At 33.6% G+C, this 23,196-nt stretch carries 22 protein-coding genes, 2 tRNA genes and 1 pseudogene; 6 read left to right on the forward strand and 19 right to left on the reverse strand.

What is annotated here, in order from left to right; translation table 11 throughout:
• Positions 1–44: 44 nt before the first annotated feature.
• From OEW74_RS00300 to OEW74_RS00315, 4 genes are all read right to left on the reverse strand, one after another.
• Positions 45–419, reverse strand: coding sequence for a VOC family protein (locus OEW74_RS00300; protein WP_265426586.1), 375 nt, complete (start codon positions 417–419; stop codon positions 45–47).
• Between the two features lie 168 nt (positions 420–587).
• Entirely contained in the window at positions 588–2,579 is a 1,992-nt protein-coding gene (gene uvrB / locus OEW74_RS00305; RefSeq protein WP_265426587.1) for an excinuclease ABC subunit UvrB, read from the reverse strand.
• A gap of 172 nt (positions 2,580–2,751) precedes the next feature.
• On the reverse strand, positions 2,752–4,545 hold the full coding sequence (locus tag OEW74_RS00310) for a M56 family metallopeptidase (RefSeq protein WP_265426588.1): 1,794 nt from the start codon (positions 4,543–4,545) through the stop codon (positions 2,752–2,754).
• Between the two features lie 2 nt (positions 4,546–4,547).
• Entirely contained in the window at positions 4,548–4,919 is a 372-nt protein-coding gene (locus OEW74_RS00315; protein ID WP_074230434.1) for a BlaI/MecI/CopY family transcriptional regulator, read from the reverse strand.
• A gap of 111 nt (positions 4,920–5,030) precedes the next feature.
• Here OEW74_RS00315 and OEW74_RS00320 point away from each other — a divergent pair, with 111 nt between their 5' ends.
• The gene (locus OEW74_RS00320; RefSeq protein ID WP_265426589.1) at positions 5,031–6,230 is read left to right on the forward strand and encodes a PQQ-dependent sugar dehydrogenase; all 1,200 of its coding nucleotides are present in this window, start codon (positions 5,031–5,033) and stop codon (positions 6,228–6,230) included.
• Between the two features lie 134 nt (positions 6,231–6,364).
• Here OEW74_RS00320 and OEW74_RS00325 read toward each other — a convergent pair whose 3' ends face one another.
• The 5 genes from OEW74_RS00325 to OEW74_RS00345 form a co-directional block, all read right to left on the reverse strand.
• Positions 6,365–7,741, reverse strand: a complete 1,377-nt coding sequence (locus tag OEW74_RS00325) for a tryptophanase (protein ID WP_265426590.1) — start codon at positions 7,739–7,741, stop codon at positions 6,365–6,367.
• 208 nt (positions 7,742–7,949) lie between these two features.
• Positions 7,950–8,567 carry a DUF502 domain-containing protein gene (locus OEW74_RS00330; protein ID WP_265426591.1) on the reverse strand — a complete coding sequence of 206 codons (618 nt, stop codon included), beginning with the start codon at positions 8,565–8,567 and terminating at the stop codon, positions 7,950–7,952.
• 7 nt (positions 8,568–8,574) lie between these two features.
• Positions 8,575–9,156, reverse strand: a complete 582-nt coding sequence (locus tag OEW74_RS00335; RefSeq protein WP_230634566.1) for a tRNA-(ms[2]io[6]A)-hydroxylase — start codon at positions 9,154–9,156, stop codon at positions 8,575–8,577.
• 74 nt (positions 9,157–9,230) lie between these two features.
• Positions 9,231–10,325: an acyltransferase family protein gene (locus OEW74_RS00340; protein WP_265426592.1), complete on the reverse strand. Its 1,095-nt coding sequence runs from the start codon at positions 10,323–10,325 to the stop codon at positions 9,231–9,233.
• A gap of 113 nt (positions 10,326–10,438) precedes the next feature.
• Positions 10,439–11,323, reverse strand: a complete 885-nt coding sequence (locus OEW74_RS00345; RefSeq protein ID WP_265426593.1) for a metalloprotease — start codon at positions 11,321–11,323, stop codon at positions 10,439–10,441.
• Between the two features lie 190 nt (positions 11,324–11,513).
• Here OEW74_RS00345 and OEW74_RS00350 point away from each other — a divergent pair, with 190 nt between their 5' ends.
• From OEW74_RS00350 to rpmA, 3 genes and pseudogenes are all read left to right on the forward strand, one after another.
• Positions 11,514–12,407 (forward strand): GLPGLI family protein, encoded by an 894-nt coding sequence (locus tag OEW74_RS00350; protein ID WP_265426594.1) that lies wholly within the window; start codon positions 11,514–11,516, stop codon positions 12,405–12,407.
• Positions 12,408–12,486: 79 nt separating this feature from the next.
• A pseudogene (gene rplU / locus OEW74_RS00355) lies at positions 12,487–12,864 on the forward strand (50S ribosomal protein L21); the annotation flags it as partial.
• A 31-nt stretch (positions 12,865–12,895) separates the two neighbouring features.
• A complete protein-coding gene (gene rpmA / locus OEW74_RS00360) occupies positions 12,896–13,153 on the forward strand; it encodes a 50S ribosomal protein L27 (RefSeq protein WP_034677604.1) in 258 nt (85 codons plus the stop codon).
• 321 nt (positions 13,154–13,474) lie between these two features.
• On the opposite strand, the gene OEW74_RS00365 is transcribed toward rpmA, so the two are convergent.
• From OEW74_RS00365 to OEW74_RS00390, 6 genes are all read right to left on the reverse strand, one after another.
• Entirely contained in the window at positions 13,475–16,000 is a 2,526-nt protein-coding gene (locus OEW74_RS00365) for a DUF5686 family protein (RefSeq protein WP_265426595.1), read from the reverse strand.
• 436 nt (positions 16,001–16,436) lie between these two features.
• Positions 16,437–16,580 (reverse strand): GIY-YIG nuclease family protein, encoded by a 144-nt coding sequence (locus OEW74_RS00370; RefSeq protein ID WP_265426596.1) that lies wholly within the window; start codon positions 16,578–16,580, stop codon positions 16,437–16,439.
• A 33-nt stretch (positions 16,581–16,613) separates the two neighbouring features.
• Positions 16,614–16,687, reverse strand: a tRNA-Asn gene (locus OEW74_RS00375).
• 184 nt (positions 16,688–16,871) lie between these two features.
• A tRNA-Asn gene (locus OEW74_RS00380) sits at positions 16,872–16,945 on the reverse strand.
• 80 nt (positions 16,946–17,025) lie between these two features.
• Positions 17,026–18,372: an RIP metalloprotease RseP gene (gene rseP / locus OEW74_RS00385; RefSeq protein ID WP_265426597.1), complete on the reverse strand. Its 1,347-nt coding sequence runs from the start codon at positions 18,370–18,372 to the stop codon at positions 17,026–17,028.
• A 105-nt stretch (positions 18,373–18,477) separates the two neighbouring features.
• Positions 18,478–18,915 carry a DUF6646 family protein gene (locus OEW74_RS00390; RefSeq protein WP_116093041.1) on the reverse strand — a complete coding sequence of 146 codons (438 nt, stop codon included), beginning with the start codon at positions 18,913–18,915 and terminating at the stop codon, positions 18,478–18,480.
• Between the two features lie 188 nt (positions 18,916–19,103).
• Here OEW74_RS00390 and OEW74_RS00395 point away from each other — a divergent pair, with 188 nt between their 5' ends.
• Positions 19,104–19,853, forward strand: coding sequence for a nitrilase-related carbon-nitrogen hydrolase (locus OEW74_RS00395; protein ID WP_265426598.1), 750 nt, complete (start codon positions 19,104–19,106; stop codon positions 19,851–19,853).
• 13 nt (positions 19,854–19,866) lie between these two features.
• On the opposite strand, the gene OEW74_RS00400 is transcribed toward OEW74_RS00395, so the two are convergent.
• The 4 genes from OEW74_RS00400 to OEW74_RS00415 form a co-directional block, all read right to left on the reverse strand.
• Positions 19,867–20,472 (reverse strand): DUF4126 domain-containing protein, encoded by a 606-nt coding sequence (locus OEW74_RS00400; RefSeq protein WP_265426599.1) that lies wholly within the window; start codon positions 20,470–20,472, stop codon positions 19,867–19,869.
• 185 nt (positions 20,473–20,657) lie between these two features.
• The gene (rnpA, locus tag OEW74_RS00405; protein ID WP_265426600.1) at positions 20,658–21,032 is read right to left on the reverse strand and encodes a ribonuclease P protein component; all 375 of its coding nucleotides are present in this window, start codon (positions 21,030–21,032) and stop codon (positions 20,658–20,660) included.
• Entirely contained in the window at positions 21,032–21,757 is a 726-nt protein-coding gene (locus OEW74_RS00410) for a tRNA threonylcarbamoyladenosine dehydratase (RefSeq protein ID WP_265426601.1), read from the reverse strand. Before OEW74_RS00410 ends, rnpA begins: the two co-directional genes overlap by 1 nt.
• Positions 21,750–22,376 carry a TatD family hydrolase gene (locus OEW74_RS00415; protein ID WP_265426602.1) on the reverse strand — a complete coding sequence of 209 codons (627 nt, stop codon included), beginning with the start codon at positions 22,374–22,376 and terminating at the stop codon, positions 21,750–21,752. Before OEW74_RS00415 ends, OEW74_RS00410 begins: the two co-directional genes overlap by 8 nt.
• Positions 22,377–22,470: 94 nt before the next feature.
• Here OEW74_RS00415 and OEW74_RS00420 point away from each other — a divergent pair, with 94 nt between their 5' ends.
• Positions 22,471–23,100 (forward strand): TetR/AcrR family transcriptional regulator, encoded by a 630-nt coding sequence (locus OEW74_RS00420; protein WP_265426603.1) that lies wholly within the window; start codon positions 22,471–22,473, stop codon positions 23,098–23,100.
• The last annotated feature ends 96 nt before the right edge of the window (positions 23,101–23,196 follow it).

Genomic DNA, 23,196 nt, shown 5'->3' on the forward strand with positions numbered 1-23,196 from the left:
GCACCTTTGGTGCCGCCGAAACTCTTATTTATGTAAAGATTAAATTATTTTGGTTCCCACAATTCAACTTTATTTCCTTCCAGATCAAGAATGTGAACGAATTTCCCAAAATCATACACGGCAATTTCGTCAAGAATCGTTACTTCTTCTTTTTTTAATTCTTCCACCAAAGCTTCTAAATTTTCAACGGTATAATTGATCATAAACTCTCTTTTCGAGGGTTCAAAATATTCTGTTGTTTCTTTAGTTGGGCTCCAAGTTAAAGAACCTTTTGCATTAGAATCAGACATTTCTTTCCAGTCAAATGTTGCTCCGTAATCGTTGGTATCGATTCCAAGATGGGTTTTATACCATTCTTTCATTTTGACTGGATCTTTACATTTGAAGAAAATCCCTCCAATTCCTGTTACTCTTTTCATTGTATTATTTTTAGTTTATATATTCAGCTTTTAACCACAAATCGAAAATTGACATAGTTAAAATGATAAATGAATATTTAAAGTTTACACGCTGTTTTTTTAAATTCACATAAAAAATCAACGATTTTAATCTATCAACCATCAACTAAAACCCATCAACAAAATAGATTATCCTTTTAAAGCTACAATTTCGTCTCTCAATTTTGCGGCTTTTATAAAATCAAGATTTTTTGCGGCAGCTTCCATTTCTTTTTGTTTTTGAGCGATCATTTTTTCGATATCCTCAGTAGCGTAAGTTGCTTTTACTTCGGCAACTTTTTGGGTAATTTCCTTTTGAGTATATTTTTCGTCAGGGAAATCTTTACTTCTTCCGACAAGATTTTCAGAAATCTTTTTATTTAATGCGGTCGGAACTTTTCCATGTTCTTCGTTATACTGCATTTGTTTTGAACGTCGGTATTCGGTTTCATCTAAAGTTGCCTGCATCGATTTGGTAATTTTATCAGCATACATAATGGCTTTACCATTTATATTTCTCGCAGCACGACCAACCGTTTGAATCATCGATCTTCTACTTCTCAACATCCCTTCTTTATCGGCATCTAAAATTGCAACCAGAGAAACTTCAGGTAAATCAAGACCTTCTCTCAATAGGTTGACTCCAATTAAAACATCAAAAATTCCGAGACGCAGATCCTGCATGATCTGAATACGCTCTAAAGTTTCAACATCAGAGTGAATATATCTTGTTCTGATCCCGAATTTTGTGAAATATTTTGTGAGTTCTTCCGCCATTTTTTTGGTTAAAGTCGTCACCAAAACTCTTTCATCAATTTCAGCACGCTTATTTATTTCTTCCATTAAATCATCAATCTGATTTAAGGATGGTCTTACTTCAATAATAGGATCTAAAAGCCCTGTCGGACGGATAATCTGCTCAATATATTCTCCCCCCGTTTTTTCCAGTTCATAATCTGCCGGAGTTGCCGAAACATAAATAACCTGATTTTGAATCGCTTCAAATTCTTCAAACTTTAAAGGTCGGTTATCCATCGCTGCAGGAAGTCTGAAGCCATATTCCACCAAAGCTTCTTTACGACTTCTGTCACCACCATACATTGCATGAACCTGAGGAACGGTAACGTGACTTTCATCAATCACCATTAAAAAATCTTTTGGAAAATAATCTAAAAGACAGAAAGGGCGCGTTCCCGGAAGTCTTCCGTCAAGATAACGCGAATAATTTTCAATTCCTGAGCAATAACCAAGCTCTTTGATCATTTCAAGATCTAATTCTGTTCTTTCCTGCAGTCTTTTTGATTCTAAAGGCTTGCCGATTTCTGCAAAGAAATCGACTTGCTTTACCATATCATCCTGAATGTTTTTTATCGCACCATTCAAGGTTTCTTTTGTGGTTACAAAAAGATTCGCTGGATAGATCTGAATTTGGTCAAAATTGGAAGTTACATTTCCGGAAACAGGATCAAAACTTTGAATTTTTTCAATTTCATCACCAAAGAACTGAATTCTTATTCCATTATCGGCATACGCAGGAAATACATCGATCACATCTCCTTTTACACGAAACGTACCACGCTGAAAGTCAGCCAACGTTCTTGAATACAATGCATTAACCAAAGAATGAAGCAATGCGGTTCGCGTTGTTTTTTCACCAATTTCAAGAGAAATTAATGATTTATGAAATTCAGCTGGATTTCCAACACCATAAATACATGATACTGAGGCAACAATCAAAATATCTCTTCTTCCGGAAAGCAAACTTGCAATCGCCGAAAGACGAAGTTTTTCTACTTCTTCATTGATGCTTAAGTCTTTTTCAATATAAGTTCCAGAGCTTGCAATATAAGCTTCGGGTTGGTAATAATCATAGTAACTTACAAAATATTCGACAGCATTTTCGGGAAAGAATTCTTTAAATTCCATAAAAAGCTGAGCCGCCAAAGTCTTGTTGTGCGCCAAAACCAAAGTGGGTCTTTGAACGTTATTCACCACATTGGCAACGGTAAAGGTCTTTCCAGAACCTGTTACACCAAGCAAAGTCTGATATTTTTCGCCAATTTCTATTCCATCGGTCAATTTTTCAATTGCTTTGGGCTGATCTCCTGTAGGTTGATATTCTGATTTTAGATTGAATTTCATACTTCAAATTTAGCAAATAAAAAAATGCAACGATGAAGAGTGAAGTCATAAATTGTAATTTCTCATTTGAAGATTTTCATTAAAAAATTATATGATAAAATCATCATTAAAAAAACCGCAAAGCATTAAACTTTACGGTTAAAAATTGATATAGCTGAAAAGACTATTATATTTATTGTGTTTTTTTGTAGGAAGCAAATTGCATTGCTATAGGAAGATTATACCGATACGCAACTGGTTCTCCATCTTTTGTAGCAGGTTTCCAAGTGATGTTTTCATTGGCTTCTTTTGTAACCCTGAAAACTTCATTATTAAATTTCTCGTTCTCTCCTTCTGTTTTTAGATCTCTTATATTTCCATTTTTATCAACTACAAAAGTTATTGTTGATTTTACCAAGCCTTGGCTATCAGAAAAAATGGCAGAATTAAAATTTTTAGATACTTTCTTTCTTAATTCATTGACTCCTCCCGGATATTCAGCCGGAGTAATATTAGCTTGTGTACCTTCAGCTGCAGTTGAAAGATCTTGTTCATTTTTTTTGTTTAAATTTCCCTCAATATTTCTCTTAATAGGAATGGTATCTTTTCCTTTGATGAAAGCCTTTGCTTTAAAGCCCATAAATATTTTTTCCTTTTCGTTGCGGTAATCCTTAAAATATTGATTGGTCATTAAATCGACTTGGTAAGGTTCAGGATTTTTCTTGCTAATTGCATTAGGATATCGTTTACTTACCGACTCATGTGAAAAATCTTCAGGCTTATATTTTTTAAGATCCAGATTATTGGTTTTCTTACCGTCAATCCACAAACCGTATTTTTTTGAGTTCATAAAATCATCGAGTTGTTTTTGACTTACATTCACTCTTTCAGATTTTTTTACATCAAAAAAATATAAAGGCGTTTCATCTCTCTGCTCTTTTGTAAGTTGAAAATAAAGTTCTTTAAGTTTAGCCCGATCAGACAAACTAATTACTTTATCAAACTCGGCATACTTTTTTTGCTCTACAAGATTGCCGTATTTTTTTATAATTTGATTGTATTCTGAAAGAGGATCGTTTGAAAACACATCAGAAATGATACTTTCTTTTTCCTGATTTAGATTTTCATTACTTTCTTTTGCGTATGTTTTTTCTGCAAAAATTATCGCTAAAACAGCAAATGCAGGAACTGCAAGATAGTTTTTCACCTTCGCAAATTTTGAATTTTTATTGTTCATCATAATAAATCTTTTTTTGGTGTTATTAAAATTAAACTGATGGATTAAAGGAAGATTCTGTTGTTTTAAAATTTCCTGTAGAATGAGTTCCTGATATTGTTTAATATTTTTATTCTGGCTAATTACACTTTCATCAGCAAGAAACTCGTGGTTGTTTACCATTGCTTTTTTATAGAACCCAATCAATGGATTAATCCAGAAAACAGCTTTTAAAACTTCCACAAGAAGTATATCTAAAGAATGTTTTTGTTTTATATGAATCTCTTCGTGTAGAAATACAGAGTCCTCAATTTTAGAATCTTTAAAATAAGTTTCTGAAAGGTAAATGGTATTCCAAAAACTGAAAGGAGCAAGATCCTGTTTTAGAAGAAAAACAGTTCTGTTTTGGTACTTAATTTTTCTTCCTTTTAATCTTTTAATTTTTAAAACTGAATAAACAATCTTGAAAAGCAAAAAAGCAGCGATACTACAATAAATGATTAAAAGAATTGGTGTATAATCAAAACTTTCTTGCTGCGTTAGGATTTGCGTTTCTACAGGCTGTTCAATACTTTCTGGAAAAACTGTTGCCGGAATTTCTTTTACAACTTCTTTCGTTTCTATCGTTGCAAATGGAATACATAATGAAAATAGCAAAGCTGCAATTAAGTAAAACCTATTGAATGTAAAAGTTTTTTCTTTTACTAAAAACAAATGATACAAACCGAGCAAAATTCCCGAACAAAGAATTATTTTTAAAACAATTAACATAATTATTCTTTTATCTGTTGATCAATAATATCGCGAAGTTCTTTCAATTGTTTCTGTGACAGTTTAGAATTGGATGTAAAAAACGAAGCAAACTGCGTTACTGAGCTGTTGAAAAAACGGTCAATCATAGAAGTCATTTCGTCATTGAAATATTCTCCTTTTGCTACTTTTGGAAAGTATTCACGAGAGTTTCCAAAAAGTTTGAAGCCTACCAAATCTTTATTCTGCATTCTTTTAAGCACCGTTGCCACAGTAGTCGTTGCCGGTTTAGGATCAGGATATGACTCTAAAATATCTTTCAAAAATGCTTTTTCTTTTTCCCAAAGAATATCCATCAATATTTTTTCGGAATTTGTGAGTTTTATTTCATTCATATTCTACAAAATTAAATCTTGCTCTACAAATGTAGAATAAATTTTTAATTGCACAATATTTTTATGGCATTATTTTTCCTTTCATTTCAGAAACCAATCTAAATTTTAAATATGAAAAAATTCCTCTTACCCATTCTACTGGCTTCAGCAACCACGATCGTTTCTTGTCAGGGAAAAGGAAAACCAAGTGAACCTTCCGCAAAAGAAGAAAAAGCAAATACCAATTACACGCCTGCTTTTGAAGGTCAAACCCGTATTGCTCCCGTAAAAACTACAACGCCTTATAATGTAGAAGTTCTAACTAAAGATTTAGGCAGACCGTGGGGAATCATTAATTTACCTGACGGAAGATTTTTAATTACAGAAAAAACAGGCTTCATGAATGTAGTTTCTACCGATGGAAAACACATCTCTAAAATTGAAGGTTTCCCGAAAGTAGATGATAAAGGACAAGGCGGAATGCTCGATGTTGTACTCGATCCTGATTTTAAAACCAATAATATTATCTATTTCTGCTATTCTGAACCTTATAAAGGCGGAAATCATACAGCCGTTGCAAAAGGAAAACTTTCATCAGATTTAAAAAATATTTCTGAGGTAAAAGTGATTTTCCGCGCGACACCAACTTATGACGGTGATAAACATTACGGAAGCCGATTGGTTTTTGATAAAGACGGAAATCTTTTTGTAAGTACAGGTGAAAGATCAGACAAAGAGACTCGTGTTTATGCCCAGAAAACAGATAATTATTTAGGAAAAATCTTAAAAATAACGAAAGACGGAAAACCCGCTCCTGGAAATCCTTTCATTGGTAAACCTGGTTACAAACCTGAAATTTATGCGTTTGGAATCAGAAGTCCGCAAGGTTTGGTTTTGGATGAAAAAGGTCAGCTTTGGGATATTGAAATGGGACCGAGAGGTGGAGATGAAATTAATTTAATTCAACCCGGAAAAAATTACGGCTGGGGCGATGTAACGTATGGAATTGAATATTCAGGAGAGAAAATCAATAACGGAACAACCCAAAAAGAAGGAACCGAACAGCCCGTTTATTACTGGGATCCTGTAGTTTCCCCAAGTGGAGTAACTTTCTATACCGGAAATATTGATGAATGGAAAAATAATTTATTCATCGCATGCTTAAGTGGCCAACACATCAACAGAATTGTTTTGAAAGACAATAAAGTTGTCGGTGAAGAACGTTTGCTTTTAGATCAAAAAGAAAGATTCAGAGATGTCTTAAATGGCTCTGATGGAAATCTTTACGGAGTTACCGACAGCGGAAAATTGTATAAAATCTCCAAGAAATAAATTTAAAAACAGAGAGTCCCAAAGGGACGACTTAACAAAGGATAGGATAAAATCCTATCAAAACAATATTAAAAATAGTTCGGGCGCAAAATCTTCGATTTTGCGCCCGAATTTTATCAATTATTATAAAGAATTTAAGCTTCTTCCAAATGCACCGTAAAGTGTCTTAAAATTTCAGGTTCCCAGGTAATATTGTACCCTTTTGAAATTTCATCTCTTCTTTCGTATACATTGTTCACCGCAGCTGCAATGTAATCCATGTGGTTATTCGTGTACGTTCTTCTAGGAATTGCCAAACGAACCAACTCTAATTTTGGGTAACGGTTTTCTCTCGTTTCAGGATCTCTGTCTGCCAATAAAGTTCCGATTTCTACCGTTCTGATCCCTGCTTCTTTGTAGATTTCCAAACCTAAAGTTTGCGCCGGATATTCTGCACGAGAAACATTCGGTAAAAAATTTAATGAATCAATGAAAACAGCATGTCCACCAATCGGTTTCTGTACAGGAATTCCGTATTCGATTAATTTATTTCCTAGATATTCAACCTGAGAAATTCTGCTTTCCAGATAAGCAAATTCAGTCGCTTCATCAAGACCAACTGCCAAAGCAGCCATATCTCTTCCTGCCATTCCACCATAAGTGATGAAACCTTCATAAATGATTGTAAAGTTTGATGCTTTTCTGAAAACCTCTTCATTATTTAAAGCAATGAAACCTCCGATGTTTACCAAACCGTCTTTTTTAGAACTCATCGTCATTCCTTCTCCGTAAGAGAACATTTCTTTACAGATATCTTTAATGCTTCTGTTTTCCTGGCCTGCTTCTCTTTTTTTAATGAAGTAAGCATTCTCAGCAAATCTTGCAGAATCAAAAAATACAGGAATTCCATATTTATCTGAAAGTTCTTTTACCGCTTTCATATTTTCAAGAGAAACGGGTTGCCCTCCTGAAGAATTGCAGGTAATAGTCACCAAACAGAAAGGAATCTGCTCTTTTGGATGAGACTGATAAACAGCTTCCAGCTTTTCAAGATTGATATTTCCTTTAAAAGGATGAAGATCATTAATATCAAAAGCCTCATCAATTGTACAGTCGATTGCGTGTGCTTTTCTAATTTCGATGTGACCTTTTGTAGTGTCGAAATGAGAGTTTCCAGGAACAACATCACCGTCTTTCACTAAAACCGAAAACAAAACGTTTTCAGCAGCTCTTCCTTGGTGTGTCGGCAATAAATATTTAAAACCTGTAATACTTTGTACAGTATTGTGTAATTGTTCGAACGAACGAGAACCTGCATAACTTTCATCTCCCATCATTAAAGCTCCCCATTGTCTGTCTGACATTGCTCCAGTTCCGGAATCTGTCAAAAGATCAATGTAAACCTGCGAAGATTTTAGATTAAATAAATTGAACTTTGCATCTTTCAGCCATTGTTCTCTTTCTTCTCTTGTAGATTGACGGATCTCTTCCACCATTTTAATACGAAACGGTTCTGCGTATGGTAATTCCATGTGATATATTTTTTAGATTTTATTAAAGAAAAATTTGTTTGAAACTAATTTCAAAACATCAGATGTATTTTTTGATACTGTTTTAATTTCAAATAGTAAGAAAATCAATGTTTAAGATTGATTAAGAAAACACCAAAGATGTTCTTATAAAGTACAATGCTTAAATATTCTTATTTAACCAAACAGTTTTAAAGTGAGTAAAAGAAATCTACTCAGGAGCTTTAAAGATATTTTCATCTGAATGAAAACCTGCTACACCACCGCTTACCGCAAATTTCATTGCCGTAGCAGCAGACATTCCTACAACAGGTTTTATATTTTTTTCTTCAGTAACGATCACCCAACCAGAAATCGCATAAGAATGCGGAAGATAGACAGCAACGTAGTTATGTTTTTCAACATCAGCCATTTCCTTTTGTGTAAGAAAACCTATTCTCCAGATTTCAGGATTTTCGTTGGTTTTCACCCAAACAGGATCGCTAAATTTCTTCTTATCTCCTACAAATGAAGACATCACATCTTTTGTAGGCGAATAAATATGCTTGATTCCCGGAGTTTTTTCTAAAAGTCTGTCGACTGCATCTACAAAAAATCTTCCTACAACAAATTTATTACCTAAATAGCCCAACAAAGCAGTAATCAGCAAAGTAGATACAAAAACCAACCCCGGAATTTCGCTTGCAACAGACGGAATGATGTTGTCGATCGACGTTATCACATACCAAATTACAAAAATGGTCAATCCGATAGGACCAATAATCAACAATCCCTGAAAGAAGTTTTTCAGAAAAAAATTAGTCAGATTTTCAAAAGTCGGCTTTTTCAATTTGCTTTTATCCGTGTATAGTTTCTTTGTTTCCGTAAGATTTTATGATGCTTGCTTCATATTCCAGCCATTCTTCCCATCTTTTGTTCACTTTTTCAGGGTCACCAAGCTGTCTTGCAAAACCAATAAATGTTGTGTAATGATTGGCTTCAGAGATCATTAATTCTTTATAGAAAGTTTTTAGTTCTTCGTCTTTTATATTTTCTGTTAAAACTTTAAACCTTTCACAACTTCTCGCTTCAATCATTGCCGCAAAAAGCATTTTATCAACAATTAAAGTATCTCTGTGACCTCCTTTTTGAATGAAATTGACCAATTCGTTGACGTAATCATCTTTTCTTGTACGCCCAAAAGTGTAACCTCGTTTTGTAATGATCTCAAGAACCTGTCCGAAATGTTCCAGCTCTTCTTGTGCAATTGCCAAAAGTTCCTTCACGATATCCGGACGTTCCGGAAGCATTGTAATCAGTCCGATTGCATTGGTAGCGGCTTTTTGTTCGCACCACGCATGATCGGTTAAAATTTCTTGAATGTTATCCTCCGCAATATTTGCCCACCTTGGATCGGTAGGAAGTTTCAACTTAAACATAATTTAAAAATTTCTGTAAATTTAAAATAAATTGCGATAAGAATTATCGTTTTGTTTCAAATTCGATAGCAGATTTAGTTTTGAGAAGCTGTTTTCTTTCTTAAAAATTCTAAAATCTTCCAGCCAAAATCATCAAATTTCTTCAAACCAGCCGCAATTATGAATGCTAAAGCAACATTTATAATGTAAATAATGACCATTAAAACCCACCAAGGCATCAATTCTTTCATCGGAACGACCAGAAAATAAACCAATGATGAACTGATTCCCTGACCGAAATAAAAGAAGATTGCGTTTTTACCAATATGAGTTACAAAATTTTCTTTGGTTATCTTTAATCTGTTGTACAAAACAAACAAAGTCGTCAGTGAAAATAAAGTCCAGATAATATATGGCGTTTGCGGCGGAAATTTTTGCTTATTGATTTTAAAAAATATTTCGTTTCCGAAGTACCAAAACATCCAAACTAAAGCTAATGCCACCAATCCGTAAAGAACGGGGATCATTTTTGTAGGAATTTTTTTGCCTCTCATTCTGTTTCCAACAAGAAAAACAGTCATATAAAAAGCAACATATCCTACTTGCCCAGTTGGATAAATTTCCGGGAAAATATTAAATAATAAAGTTAAAGCAACACAAATTCCGATAAACCAATTCACATGTTTCGGAAAAAACTTTAAAATTAAAACTCCAAAAACCGTTAAAATAAAATAGACTTTGAGATACCAAAAACTTCCCATCACGACAGGAAAAGTATCTGCATTTCTGTATTCGTGAAGGTACCAGTTTCCTAAATTCTGCCATTGCGGAGCTGTCGAAATACTGGTTGCCGAATATTTTGAGCCAAATGTAGAATAGAAACTTTGCAGCCATTCTAGCGAGAAAAAGGTGAGTCCGAATATTTTAAAGAAATAATCTAAAAAGAACAGCAACGTCACAAAAAGCATGTACGTAATCTGTAGTTTTAATAATCTATAAAACGTTTTCTCGATATTTGAACCTGAGGTAATTCCGCTTAAAGCATAAAAAATCGCAACATCAAATACCAGAGAAAACACCCGAATTTCCGGAATAATATAAAACTGTCCCGACCAAAACGCCGTGTGAATAAATATAATGGAAAGTGTGGCTAAACCTTTCGCAAAATCAATGTATAGATCTCTGTTCATCTAAATGTGGAATATTTTTCAAAAGTAATTAAACTTTACGAATATTTTATATAAAGAAAAAGAGGTAAGAGCAACGTCTTACCTCTATCATTAAAAGATATTAAAATAAATGCTTATTTAAGATTTTTAAATTCTTCCGCTGAAATTTCTCCTGACTGAATTTGTTTCAACTCATCAAGATACTGGCTCATGTAAGCATCCAACTCAGGAAACTTTGAGTTTTTTGCCATTTTGTAAGTTCCGTTTAAAACTCCCTGATAATAATAAAAGAAATTGTAATCAAAATCTGCAGCAGAAAGGTCGTACTGCCCTAAAAGAAAGCCTAAACGCACTGCAGATCTTCTCTGAGGCGGCGTTCCGTGATGCCCTGCACTGGTTGTTTGATAATCGCCAATACTTTGGGCAAACTCATACGCTGCCGCAATCTGGGCAAATGATGTCTGGTTGTAACCATTGGGTCTTCTTAGATAATATCCAGCAAAACCATCTGCTTCCAGTTCGTTGGGTCTTGCAGTGGATTCACTTACAGACGGAAGTCCAAAAATATACTGCAACTGATGACCGTATTCATGAGCGAGAATCATTGCATTAACGATGTTTCCACCTTTGCTTTTTGCATCTGCATAAATTGCATAGCCATAGTAGATCTTTCCGGTAGAATACGAGATCGCATTATACGTAGAATTTGGGCTAGACGGATCATTTACAAAACGTAATGTTGGATTACTTCTTCCCCATAAACTGGCAATTTTTGTCATCTGAGCATTCATAAAACTCGTGTCTGTAGAATTGGGCAATGATGTTGTCAATACGGCATTTGAGCTCCAATACTGGTCAACATAATAGCAGATCTTTTCGAGTTCGCTTGGCTGCTCAGGTTTTAAATTTTCTGTTTGAGTTTCAGATACAGGTGTTTCCATTGTATCGTCGTTACATGCTGATAATGAGAATACAGCAAACGCTCCTGCTAGTAAGCAGAAATTAAAGTTTCTTTTCATATTGAAATATTTTGGTGAAAGCGAAGATATACAATAATGTGAAATAATTCACTAATTCATACTGAAAAAAAACTATGCTATGCAGGTAAAAAATTATTTTTTGATGTTGGATTCTGATATGATTTAAAACTAATTATAAATAAAACAGAAGTAATTTAATTTCTATATTTGGAGAATTAATCGCAAAAATATGAAGTTTATATACAGCCTTATTTTGGCAATATTTGCCGTTCTCAATTTATCTGCGCAGGGAAATCGTTTTATTTACGAATATCAATTTAGAATTGATTCCACAAAAACAGACAGCCTGAAAAAGGAATTTGTGAACCTTGATATTTTCCCGACCAAATCTTACTTTTATGGACAGGCAAAATTTGCAAGTGATTCTATCACGAACAATTCTATTATTGAACAGAGAAAATCTACGCCGAATAGTTTAAGTTATTCTTCCACCACAGAAGAGTGGAATATTTCTTATTTAATAGAAAAGTCATATCCGAGTTTTAAAACTACTTGGTTTACCAATATTGAGCAAACCAATATGATTGTAGAGGAAACTCCTGTTATAAAATGGCAGATTCTTCCAGAAACACAAAAAATTGAAAACTACAATTGCCAAAAAGCGACAGCAAATTTTGGAGGTAGAATCTGGGAAGCCTGGTTTTCTAAAGACCTCCCTTTTCCGGATGGACCTTACAAGTTTCACGGTTTACCCGGTTTGATTGTGAAATTAGAAGATAAAACCAAATCGCATCAGTTTTTATTAAAAGGAAGTAAGAAACTCAAAGCTGAGGATCATTCTTGGGATTATATTTCAGCATTGGAAAAAGAGGCTAAGCATGAATTTGAGGGCGTAAAAGTAAATCCGGCTCAATACAAAAAGTTATATCTGACTTACAAAAATGATCCTGCAAAAGATATTAAACTAGATTTAGCTAATCCCAATAATTCTATGACCGTAACTACTGGAGATGGCAAAAAAATAACCAATAATGCAGAAATTATAAAGTTCTTTGAAGAATCTATGGCTAAAAAATATAAATCAATTAATAATCAGCTGGAAATAAATCTACACAGAAAGTAGAAAATTTCTCAAAATCACATTGTTACTACAAAAATAATCAGTACATTTGCACCTCGAATTAACTAAAAATTTATAGACAATGTTTGCAATTGTAGAAATAGCAGGGCTTCAATACAAAGTTGAGCAAGACCAGAAGTTGTTTGTGAACCGTTTGAAAGGAGATAAAGGAGGAAAAGTATCTTTCGATAAGATCTTACTTACTGTAAACGGAGCAATCACTGTAGGCGCCCCAGCTGTAAGCGGTATCACTGTAGAGGCAGAGATCCTTGACCACGTAAAAGCTGATAAAGTAATCATCTTCAAAAAGAAAAGAAGAAAAGGTTATGAAGTTAAAAACGGTCACAGACAATCTTTAACTCAAATCAAAATCACTGGTATTACAGGATTTGAAGGAAAAAAAGCAGAGAAGCCTGCTAAAAAAACAACTAAAAAAGCTGACGCTGCTGAAAGCGCAGAATAATTGTTAAACCAAAAAACCTTAGAATAAAATGGCACACAAGAAAGGAGTTGGTAGTTCCAAAAACGGTAGAGAATCTCATTCTAAAAGATTAGGTGTGAAGATTTTCGGTGGACAAGACGCTATTGCTGGTAACATTATTATCAGACAAAGAGGTACTCAACATCACCCAGGTGAAAACGTTGGTATGGGTAAAGATCACACTTTGCACGCTCTTGTTGACGGTAAAGTAGTTTTCAGAAAGAAAGCAAACAACAGATCATACGTATCTATTGAGCCAAACGCATAATTAAATTAGCGTTTTATAAAAATAAAATCCTCAGCATTTTTGTTGAGGATTTTTTTATGCTTAAATTTTTTCTGAAATTTCGTTTAAAGTTAATTTATAAACAAATTATTATCAAAATATTCTCTCGCAGATTATGGAGATAGAGCAGATTGATATGAATTATAAAGTTTTGTATAGTTTCCTAAACCAGAGAAGTTTCAAAATTTAAACACATGAGTCACATAAGGTGATTGAATACTTTACCGTATAAAAAGAGCACATTAGAGAAATAAATTCTAATGAGGCATATGTGTTAAAAAGAATTGTGAGTCAAAAGAAGAATTAAAACCCAAACTGGAAGCCAGCCTTAATCCCAAATTTTGAAACATCTGGTCTGTCTAGATAGTTTCCTCTCCAGTTGAAATCTACACGGAAAATCCTGATATTTCCAAAGCCAATATTTTCAATCCCAAAGCCATATTCGTAATAAATTTGCTGGTCTGGAGCCGAGTATTTTAAATTGTCAACATTGATATTTTTTGAAGCATCACTTAATGATCCGTAAGCTCCTCTAATGAACGCAACTTCTCTTAACTTCAGTTTCTTAATTAAAGGGATAAAAGAAAGGATTTTACCGTTAAAATGGTGTTCTATATGAAGCGTAGAATAGGTGTCTGCAACAAATTCATAATAATTTAACTGAGCAAAGGTATTCGGAACAATTCCATACGACTGGTTTCCAGGAATAATGTTCTGCAATGCCAAAGGAACAGTATCAAAGTTTTTCCCAGCTTCAAAATTAAGCAATGTTTTTCCCCAGCTTCCCAAAAGAATCGGTTTATAAAACATAAACTGCAATTTATTATAATTAAAATCAGCATTAAATAAACCTTCAATACCTCTCGTGTATTTTAAAACAATGGTTGGAGCCAAAGTTCCATGCTCATATCGATCAACACCGGTCTGAGAAAAAGTAGCTCCCGGTCTTGCAATTAAACTAATCGTAACATGTGAATCATTGGTCGTTTTTCTTAGATCACCATTTCTGAAATACATCAAACTAAAACCCGCAGGATTAGCAGATTTAATGCTTTGCATCGTTCCGTCAACTCTTACCTGAAAGTTTTTCCAAGGTTCAATAGAAGTGAAAAAACTCGTTTGGTTTACCGAACTTAAAGAAGCATTTTCTCCTCTTGCAAAAACCGTTGAAGAAGCAAAAGAACGTGATAAAATTCCGTCTTCGGTCGTTAATTGCACTCCAAGTTGTGTAATATCTCTTTTTGTTCCTCCTCCAATCATAAAACGGTTGACTCTATTGAACATATATCGACCTTCTACCCCATATTTGAATTGCTGATCTTTAAAACCATAGGCATTATAAAACTCAATTCTCCAAGGATCATTTTGAGTAAAATATGTTCTTGCTCCTAATCTTATTCTATCACCTTCCACTTCATTCTTCCCATAAATAGATGTTATAGGACCCAAATCGATTCCTTTGGTAACATTATAATATCGAGAAGCAAGCGTTTCTGTAAGCTTAATAATTCTATTGAATTTTGGAGTCTGCTGTAATCGATCAAGCATTTCGTAAACTCCTTTTTCTTCTTTAGATAAAGAATCTGGTCTTGCGTTTACCCAAAAATCATCATCCTTGTCTACAAAGCGATCGTCGTATTCTTCTTTTTTTCTTGTGAAAACGGTATCAGATAAAGGCTTATTAAAATCATAATCAGAATAATCTACAGATCTTTTGGCAATAACGCTTTTTGCCGTTTTCTTTTTAGAAAAAGGGGTCATTTCAATTTCAGTGACATATTTTTTAGGCAAAAATGTTTCGTCATCCGGATTATCATATTCTAATTCTGTAGAAATAGCGTTGATGAAATTGACATTAATCTTATTTGTCGACTTTAAAGTAGCTTCCAAAACCGCATAAGAATCGGTATCAATATAAAGATACCCCTGAAAAGCTAAAACTTCAGCTCTCCTCGGCTGATAACGTATTTTATATGCCTGTTCTCCTCTAATAGAGACCGTATCTGTTAAATTATAATCATAAGTGCTAAAACCGTCGCTTCCTACCGGACTAGGAAATCCTATATCGAAATAATTTAAAGTATTATCATAAATATTGATATCACGGTAAAGGTTTTTAGCTGTAATCGAAATCACTTGGTTATCCTGAAAACCCGAAGTTTTCTGAGCAACTAAAAGCTTTTTAGTTTTTTTATTGGGTTTGTTTTGTCCGAAATGATTGTAAATAGATTCATTTAAGAAGATTGGCAATGCCATTTTTCCTCTTGCAGTAGAATCTGCATAATCAAAGATAAAATCTAATTTATTGAAGATTTTTTTGTGCATAAAGGCACTGTCGAGATTATTGGCGTCAAACTGAATCTTTTCGTATTCTTTGTAGGTATAAGTATCAAATTTATCCAGACCGTTATTTCTTTTACGCTTCCAGACTTCCTGCATAATTCGGTATGCCGGATTTTCTTTTTTATTTTTAAATTTCGTTTTTTCGTTATGAATAACAACCTCTTCAATGCTGCTTACTTTCTCCGAAGACAGTTTGATAGTAAGATTAATGCTGTTATCAGGAGTAATTTCTACACTTTCTAAAGCATAGTTTTTTTTCTGAAACTTAAGTTTGTAAATAATACTGTCAGATTGCACAGTAAAATTTCCTGAAGTAGTTGTAAGAACAGGTGTATTACTGTCATTAATAAACACCTCAACACCACTAATCTCTTTATTGGTCTTAGAATCCAAGACTTTTCCGTTTGCCGAGTTTTGGGCATGAAAAAGACTGGCTATAAAAAGGGATATGTAAAGGAAACCGTATTTAAATTGATTGGTTGACATCATTCGTATCTTCAAGCAAATTAGCTAAACAAAAACTATGCTGTTTTATTATTAAAATTTAAAAGTTTTTTAAAGATCTTTATATTTATCTCCAAACTTGCAAATGTAACGAAAATAAAGCTATGAATATTGTACCTATAGAAAGCTAAAACCCAATATCTAATAAAAAAACTGAAGTTATATTGGGAGAATAAATAAAATAAAAAAGACCTACATTTCTGTAAGTCTTTTTGCTCCTCCTGCTGGTTCCGCAACCGCAAAAACCCTTCTGATTAATCCCGAAGTTTCGGGACTCTAACCAACTGAGCTAAAATCCAAGACAGTTCGTAATTTTCATCACATAATTTTTCCAAAAGTTTTCGGGATTTTTGTTTTTTAATATATTGTTCAATAGTAATAGCGATAGTTTTATCATCTGAAACCTCAAAAAGCGCAACTATTTTCCATGGCGAAATTTTCGAGTAAATGTATTAAAGTTTTCCTGCTGATTATGTTTTAAAAGTCTCTCTTTCGGAAATTGCGAATATCCGATGTAGTATTTATCTGCTGACTCAGAAAACAAAATATAAATATAATACATAAAAAAAGTCGCAATCTAAATGACTACGACTTGCTCCTCCTGCTGGGCTCGAACCAGCGACCCTCTGATTAACAGTCAGATGCTCTAACCAACTGAGCTAAGGAGGAATGTTCCTCTTTTAAGGTGGTGCAAAGATAATATGAAAAATAATAGTAAGCAAATATTTTTTATCCAAAATTACAGGAAACCTGCTATCAGATTATTTTTCAGGAATTTAAATTTTAAATTTTATTTCAGAACAGAAAAGTATTAAACAAAAAAAAAGACCTACATTTCTGTAAGTCTTTTTTGCTCCTCCTGCTGGGCTCGAACCAGCGACCCTCTGATTAACAGTCAGATGCTCTAACCAACTGAGCTAAGGAGGAATGTCCTTATTTTTAAGTGGTGCAAATATAGGACGGATATTTATACCACGCAAGTTTTTTATTTATTTTTTTAAATAATTTTAAAATTTGTTGGTAATAATCTTAAAGATGTCTGCTCCAAAAATCAGTAACATCAAGCCCAACAGGAAGATAACACCCACCATTTGAGCGTTTTCCAATACTTTTTGTGGAACAGGTTTTCCAACAATCATTTCATATAATGTGAAAATAACATGACCACCGTCCAAACCAGGGATCGGAATTAAGTTTAAGAATGCCAACCAAACAGAGAACATTGCTGTAAAACTCCAGAAAGCCGTCCAGTCGATTGACACGCTTCCGTCTTTCGCTTTGTCAACAGGCATATTTTTGATAATAGCTAATGGACCACCTACTTTCTTATAACCCTGAACTTTTTTATTGAAGATTAATTTAAACTGCTTTACCTGATATGTCAAACTTTCAATACTTCTCGTGAAACCTCTTCCGATAGATTCTCCAAAAGTAAAATGTTTTGTTTCGTAGAATTTAGTCAATTGTTTATAAGAAGCCAATCCTAAAGTTCCCTCTTTAGATACCGATAAAACAAGCGGTTGAATTGCTCCACCTCTCATTACATCTACTTTAAGATCTTTTCCGGCACTGTTTCTTACCATTTCCTGAAATTCATCATAATAAGAAATTTTCTTTCCATCAACTGCAACAACTTGGTCACCTACTTTCAGCCCAGCCTGTAATGTTTTAGGATTGTATATAGAATCGATTACTGCAGGAAATCTTGGTGTAAGAAACGCTCTAGGATTTTCATCTCTAAAAGCCATCGCTTTACCATCATCATTCGTAGGAAAAGTAACTTCTTTACCGTTTCTTAAAACTGTAATTTCATCGCTTAATAGAACATCTAAAGCTAATTTATCAAGATTATTCTGAGTTTTTCCATCAACTTTTAAGATTTTATCTCCATCCTGAAAACCCATTCCTTTAGCAACATTCGTATAATTCATTGGAGCATCAACTTTCGCTGTATCAAAAGAAGTTTCACCATTGAAGAACGAAAGACATCCATAGATAATCCAAGCAAGGAAAAAGTTTACAGTAACCCCACCCAACATAATGATCAATCTCTGCCAAGCTGGTTTTGCTCTGAATTCCCAAGGTTGTGCAGGTTGTTTCAATTGCTCGGTATCCATACTTTCGTCAACCATTCCGGCAATTTTCACATAACCTCCAAAAGGAAGCCATCCGATACCGTATTCAGTTTCGCCAATTTTCTTTTTAACCAAAGAAAAATAAGGGTCGAAGAAAAGATAAAACTTTTCTACTTTGGTTTTAAAATATTTTGCGGGTAAGAAATGCCCAAGCTCGTGAAGAATTACTAAGATAGAGATGCTTAATATAAATTGAAAGATCTTAATTGCTAATTCCATTAATTGTTTTTAGATTTTAATTTGCAAAGGTAACAATTATCAAAAGGATGCCAAACAAAAAAGCTCCTCTAAATGAGAAGCTTTGTCATATATTGTGGCTGATTTTTAAAAATTGAAAGAAACTCCTAAACTTCCGTTATTTCCAACTTCAGCAAAAACACCAACTTTTTCTGTAAAGAAATATCTTGCGCCAATGTGAGCTCCAATACCGAAATCTCTGCCAAGAACCCCAAGATCAACTCCCGGATAAATATCTAGCTTCTCCGGTAGTTCTAAAGCTTCCTTTAAATGGAAATTAACTCTTCCAAATATAAAAACTCTATTATCTTTATTATTGTCTTTATAACCGTCAAAATAAGCATTAGCTCCGGCTCCGACAGATATTAACTGATTTAAACCATAGTCGTAAGTTGCGGTAATTCCCGTTCCATAACCCCATGCATTGAATCCTAAATTAACCTTCTGATCCCCTTTTCCGGTGTAGGCTTGTGCGCTAACTGCCACTCCGGCAAAAACCATCAACATAAAAACCAATTTCTTCATAGATTTTAATTTTAAATTATTACTAATCACAATTTGCAGCAAATATAAAACCGAAACCATTTAAAAACTGTAATTTTATACAAGTTTTGAATTTGAAATATGAAATCGCGATGTTTATCTTTTAATCATAAATGTAATTTTAAAAGGGCGATTCCATACGGCAATTAAAAAAAAATAGAAATCTGCGTATGAAAATTATAGGATTAAATCAGGATATTATCTGGAAAAATAAAATCGAGAACTTTCAATTAATTGAAAAACAACTACAAAATCAAGAGGCAGATTTATTTTTTTTACCGGAAATGTTTTCTACAGGTTTTTGTATGGATGCTGCTGAAGTTTCAGATAAAAATGAAGAATCGTTGGAATTTTTAAAGAAAATTTCAAAAGAGAAAAACTCAGCATTTTCAGGAAGCGCTTCTATAAAAGTTGACAACCAATTTTTTAACAGAATGTATTTCGTGAAGCCAAATTCTGAAGTAAAATTTTATGATAAAAGGCATTTATTTTCTTTTTCAGGCGAAGATAAGATCTACACCCCCGGAAAAGACAGAGTGATTGTAGAATATCTTGGGATTCGTTTTCTGTTGCAGGTTTGTTATGATTTAAGATTTCCTGTTTTCGCAAGAAATAATGACGATTATGACGCTATTTTATATGTTGCCAACTGGCCGGAAAAAAGAGTCGGAGCTTGGGAACATTTACTGAAAGCAAGAGCTATTGAAAATCTGTCTTATGTTTTTGGCTTAAACAGAATAGGAACCGATGGAAATAATCTTTTTTATCAGGAAAGCTCACATTGTTTTTTTGCTGATGGTAAAGAAATTTCTCAGAAAAATGAAAATTTAGTTTCAGCCGAATTAAATTTGGAAGAGCTTAAAGATTTCAGAAATCATTTTCAGTTTTTGAATGATCGGGATATTTTTGAAATAAAATAGTTTTTTAAAAACTTTAATTATTCAAAACTTCTTTTCGCTTTCTTAATTTTTTCAAAGCTTTTCTGCCTAAAATTATAATAACAATTACGGTTGCAATTGCCAGAAAAGCAGCGATTACCGGAGCAACCATTGCTAAAGTGACCATAATTCCTGCTCCTGCAGTTTCTGTAGTTCCCACAACAGAATTTCCAAGCCCACCCGTTGTCGCTGTGGAAGCTGCACGAATTCCTGCAAATCCTGAACTGATTGTTGCAGCAGTTCCTCCTCCTGCAATTAAAGCCAATCCCCATTGTGGAAATGTCCCTAAATCGGCAAATTGACTTGCAAAAAGTACAGAACCCGCAATCGTCGCCATCGGAACAGAAACAGTATCGAGTAAATGATCTACTATTGGAATATAATAAGCTAAAACTTCTACTAATGTGGCAATTCCTGTAGTAATTAGTGCAGGAAGACCAGAAAGCCATTCAAAACTTTCATGAGTGGGGATCCACTGGAAATAAGACGCCAAACTCACCGCAAACATTGGCAAGAAAACTCTGAAACCTGTTGCAGCAGCAAGTCCGATGCCAATAAACGCACTCAGCACATAGGGAAGATAAGGAATTTGATCTAACATAAGTCATCAATTGTTTGTTTAAAGCTACAAAAAATATAAATATCTAAATTTCAAATTTTTAAGTATGATTTTTAGAATGATTAGTTTCGGCTCCTTCGGAGCCGAAACTTTGTAGAAGAATATAAGAAACGAAAATTGCGCTCCGTAGGAGCGCAACCTTTTATAACTAATAAATTTCAATCTTTTTATGATTTTTTCTGAGACTGACATAATTTAATAAACTCTGCCTCCATATCCTGAAACTTTTTAGGCAACTCATTTGAAACCCAAAACAACATCGCAATTGTCCTATCACCAAAACTCGTTTTAAAAAGATCTTTATTTAAACGGTAACACTCTCTCAAAAGTCTTTTCACACGGTTTCTATGCACCGCTTTTTTAAAATATCTTTTAGAAACCGAAACTCCTAATTTTACATTTTCATTTTGTAGATCCGGATGATTTTTAAGAATGATAATGCGCAAATTTCCACAACTTCGCCACTTACCTTTTGCAAAAAGTAAAGTGATTTCATTCTCTTTTTTGAGTTTTTCTTGTTTTGGATATTTAAAATCAGACATTAATCTTTCTTCACTAGATGATTGATAACTTCTGCAGCGGCATACAATCCGAAAATAGCAGGAAGGAAACTTATAGTTCCATAAAAAGACCTTTTAAAATTGCTTCCGTCGGTCATTTTTAAGCTTTCTTCATCCTGAATTTCATCCGAAAAAACACAACGAATTCCTTTATCTATTTTTTCTTTTTTTAGCCTTTTTCTAATTTGTCTTGCAAGATGGCAATGTTGCGTTTTACTGATATCACGAACGATAACTTTAGAAGGGTCAGATTTTCCACCTGCCCCCATTGAACTTACGATTTTTATTTTTCTGCGTCTTGCAGCAATAATCAATGACGTTTTCGGACTTATACTATCGATGCAGTCTAATATGTAATCAAAATTTTCACCGTCAAGAATTTCCGCCATTCTTTCCGGACTCAAAAATTCATTGATCTTCACCAATTCAAGATTTGGGTTTATATCCATCAATCTCTCTGCAACAACATCTACTTTATGCTTTCCAACGGTAGAATGCAAAGCGGGAAGTTGCCTATTAATATTCGTAATATCTACAGTGTCACCATCTACAATCGTCATTTTTCCTACTCCGGCTCTCGCTAAAAACTCAGCAGCAAAAGAACCTACTCCGCCTAAACCTACAACCAGAACAGTGGCTTTGTTTAATTTTTCAACACCTGCTTCTTTTATCAATAATTCTGTTCTTTCAAGCCAAACTTTATCCATGCTGAATTGTTTCTAAATTTTCTGAAATTTGTTCGTTAAGTCTTTCTAAAGAAATCCTTTTTAATTCTGAAACTTTTATATATAATTCTTCGATATTAAAATCTTCATTATCAGTTTCCAAAAATATTTTTTCTAAAGGAGTTCTCTTTAAAACATTCTGCAAAGATAGATTATACAAAACAGCTTTTCCAAAACTCAAATAAAATTTATTTTTAAGCAAATCATCTGCAATACTCTGCTTTTTATTAAACCCGTGAATAATCATCGGTTGATCTGCCATTTTCCTGAAAGAAATCACTTCGTAGAATTTTCTTATACAATGAATGATTAAAGGTTTTTTAAACTCATTAGAAATTGCGATTTGTTTTTTGAAAACCTGTTCCTGTATTTTTTGTTCCATAGAAATCAATCCATCAAGTCCACATTCACCAATTGCAAAACAATTTTCAGTAATAGTAGAATTTAACCAATTGAATTGGCTTTCAATATTTTCCCATTGAATATCTTGAGGATGAATTCCTATTGAATATTGAAATTCTGGTGGAGTTTCGCCATATCCAAGATTATAAATCCCTTTGCTTATATTTTTTTTATGATGATGAAAATCAAAAAAATCCATATTCAAAAATACTACAATTACCTTAAGACTGAAAATTATTAAACATCTGTTTACAGATATGTTAAAAAGTCTTAACTTTACTAAAAACCTAGTCATGGGAAAAAAGTTTTCTGAGAAGCAAATTCACATTCTTGATATTGCCGAAGAACTCATCGCCAAGAAAGGATATGAGGGAACATCTGTACGAGATATTTGTACAAAAGCCAATATCAATGTAGCAATGATTTCTTATTATTTCGGCTCTAAAGAGAAGATGATGTCTTATCTTTATCAGTATAGAGTATTAAAAACAAGAGAAAATTTTTCTGAATTTGCAGACACCATAAAAGATGGCAGACCCGAAATGCAGATGAAAGAAATGATTAAATATATTGTCAGCCAGCTTTTCAGATACAATTATTTTCATGGCTTTGTCACTCAGGAACTTCGTCATACAGAGAATCTCAAAGATGAACTGCTTGATTTCTATCAGCTTTTTGTAAGAAAATTAGATGAAGTTATCAAAAAAGGAGTCACTTCGGGAGCTTTTACATTTACGCCAAAACCTGAGGATATCTTAACTACAATACTGGGTTCTACCTTATTTGTCATCAGAAACAAAAATTTCTATGAGCTGTATGTTCCTCACAAAGATGACGAATCTTACACCAAAGAAGCCGAAAAAAAGGTGAGAATGAATCTCTTAATGAATGTTTTTGCTGTTTTGGGATACGCAGCAGACTAAATTTACGTTAAATAATCATAAAAAAAAATCTTTTAGCAAAAAAGTTATATTTTTGCAAATTAATAGGTCGGTAAACCCGAAAACTGTTACATTTTA

The sequence above is a fragment of the Chryseobacterium sp. YIM B08800 genome, from assembly GCF_026163565.1.
Classification (GTDB): domain Bacteria; phylum Bacteroidota; class Bacteroidia; order Flavobacteriales; family Weeksellaceae; genus Chryseobacterium.

What these genes read in the sequence shown, in the direction of transcription:
- OEW74_RS00300 (WP_265426586.1), bottom strand. Translation starts at nt 419, where the DNA reads ATGAAAAGAGTAACAGGAATTGGAGGGATTTTCTTCAAATGTAAAGAT.
- uvrB (WP_265426587.1), bottom strand. Translation starts at nt 2,579, where the DNA reads ATGAAATTCAATCTAAAATCAGAATATCAACCTACAGGAGATCAGCCC.
- OEW74_RS00310 (WP_265426588.1), bottom strand. Translation starts at nt 4,545, where the DNA reads ATGTTAATTGTTTTAAAAATAATTCTTTGTTCGGGAATTTTGCTCGGT.
- OEW74_RS00315 (WP_074230434.1), bottom strand. Translation starts at nt 4,919, where the DNA reads ATGAATGAAATAAAACTCACAAATTCCGAAAAAATATTGATGGATATT.
- OEW74_RS00320 (WP_265426589.1), top strand. Translation starts at nt 5,031, where the DNA reads ATGAAAAAATTCCTCTTACCCATTCTACTGGCTTCAGCAACCACGATC.
- OEW74_RS00325 (WP_265426590.1), bottom strand. Translation starts at nt 7,741, where the DNA reads ATGGAATTACCATACGCAGAACCGTTTCGTATTAAAATGGTGGAAGAG.
- OEW74_RS00335 (WP_230634566.1), bottom strand. Translation starts at nt 9,156, where the DNA reads ATGTTTAAGTTGAAACTTCCTACCGATCCAAGGTGGGCAAATATTGCG.
- OEW74_RS00340 (WP_265426592.1), bottom strand. Translation starts at nt 10,325, where the DNA reads ATGAACAGAGATCTATACATTGATTTTGCGAAAGGTTTAGCCACACTT.
- OEW74_RS00345 (WP_265426593.1), bottom strand. Translation starts at nt 11,323, where the DNA reads ATGAAAAGAAACTTTAATTTCTGCTTACTAGCAGGAGCGTTTGCTGTA.
- OEW74_RS00350 (WP_265426594.1), top strand. Translation starts at nt 11,514, where the DNA reads ATGAAGTTTATATACAGCCTTATTTTGGCAATATTTGCCGTTCTCAAT.
- rpmA (WP_034677604.1), top strand. Translation starts at nt 12,896, where the DNA reads ATGGCACACAAGAAAGGAGTTGGTAGTTCCAAAAACGGTAGAGAATCT.
- OEW74_RS00365 (WP_265426595.1), bottom strand. Translation starts at nt 16,000, where the DNA reads ATGTCAACCAATCAATTTAAATACGGTTTCCTTTACATATCCCTTTTT.
- OEW74_RS00370 (WP_265426596.1), bottom strand. Translation starts at nt 16,580, where the DNA reads ATGTATTATATTTATATTTTGTTTTCTGAGTCAGCAGATAAATACTAC.
- rseP (WP_265426597.1), bottom strand. Translation starts at nt 18,372, where the DNA reads ATGGAATTAGCAATTAAGATCTTTCAATTTATATTAAGCATCTCTATC.
- OEW74_RS00390 (WP_116093041.1), bottom strand. Translation starts at nt 18,915, where the DNA reads ATGAAGAAATTGGTTTTTATGTTGATGGTTTTTGCCGGAGTGGCAGTT.
- OEW74_RS00395 (WP_265426598.1), top strand. Translation starts at nt 19,104, where the DNA reads ATGAAAATTATAGGATTAAATCAGGATATTATCTGGAAAAATAAAATC.
- OEW74_RS00400 (WP_265426599.1), bottom strand. Translation starts at nt 20,472, where the DNA reads ATGTTAGATCAAATTCCTTATCTTCCCTATGTGCTGAGTGCGTTTATT.
- rnpA (WP_265426600.1), bottom strand. Translation starts at nt 21,032, where the DNA reads ATGTCTGATTTTAAATATCCAAAACAAGAAAAACTCAAAAAAGAGAAT.
- OEW74_RS00410 (WP_265426601.1), bottom strand. Translation starts at nt 21,757, where the DNA reads ATGGATAAAGTTTGGCTTGAAAGAACAGAATTATTGATAAAAGAAGCA.
- OEW74_RS00415 (WP_265426602.1), bottom strand. Translation starts at nt 22,376, where the DNA reads ATGGATTTTTTTGATTTTCATCATCATAAAAAAAATATAAGCAAAGGG.
- OEW74_RS00420 (WP_265426603.1), top strand. Translation starts at nt 22,471, where the DNA reads ATGGGAAAAAAGTTTTCTGAGAAGCAAATTCACATTCTTGATATTGCC.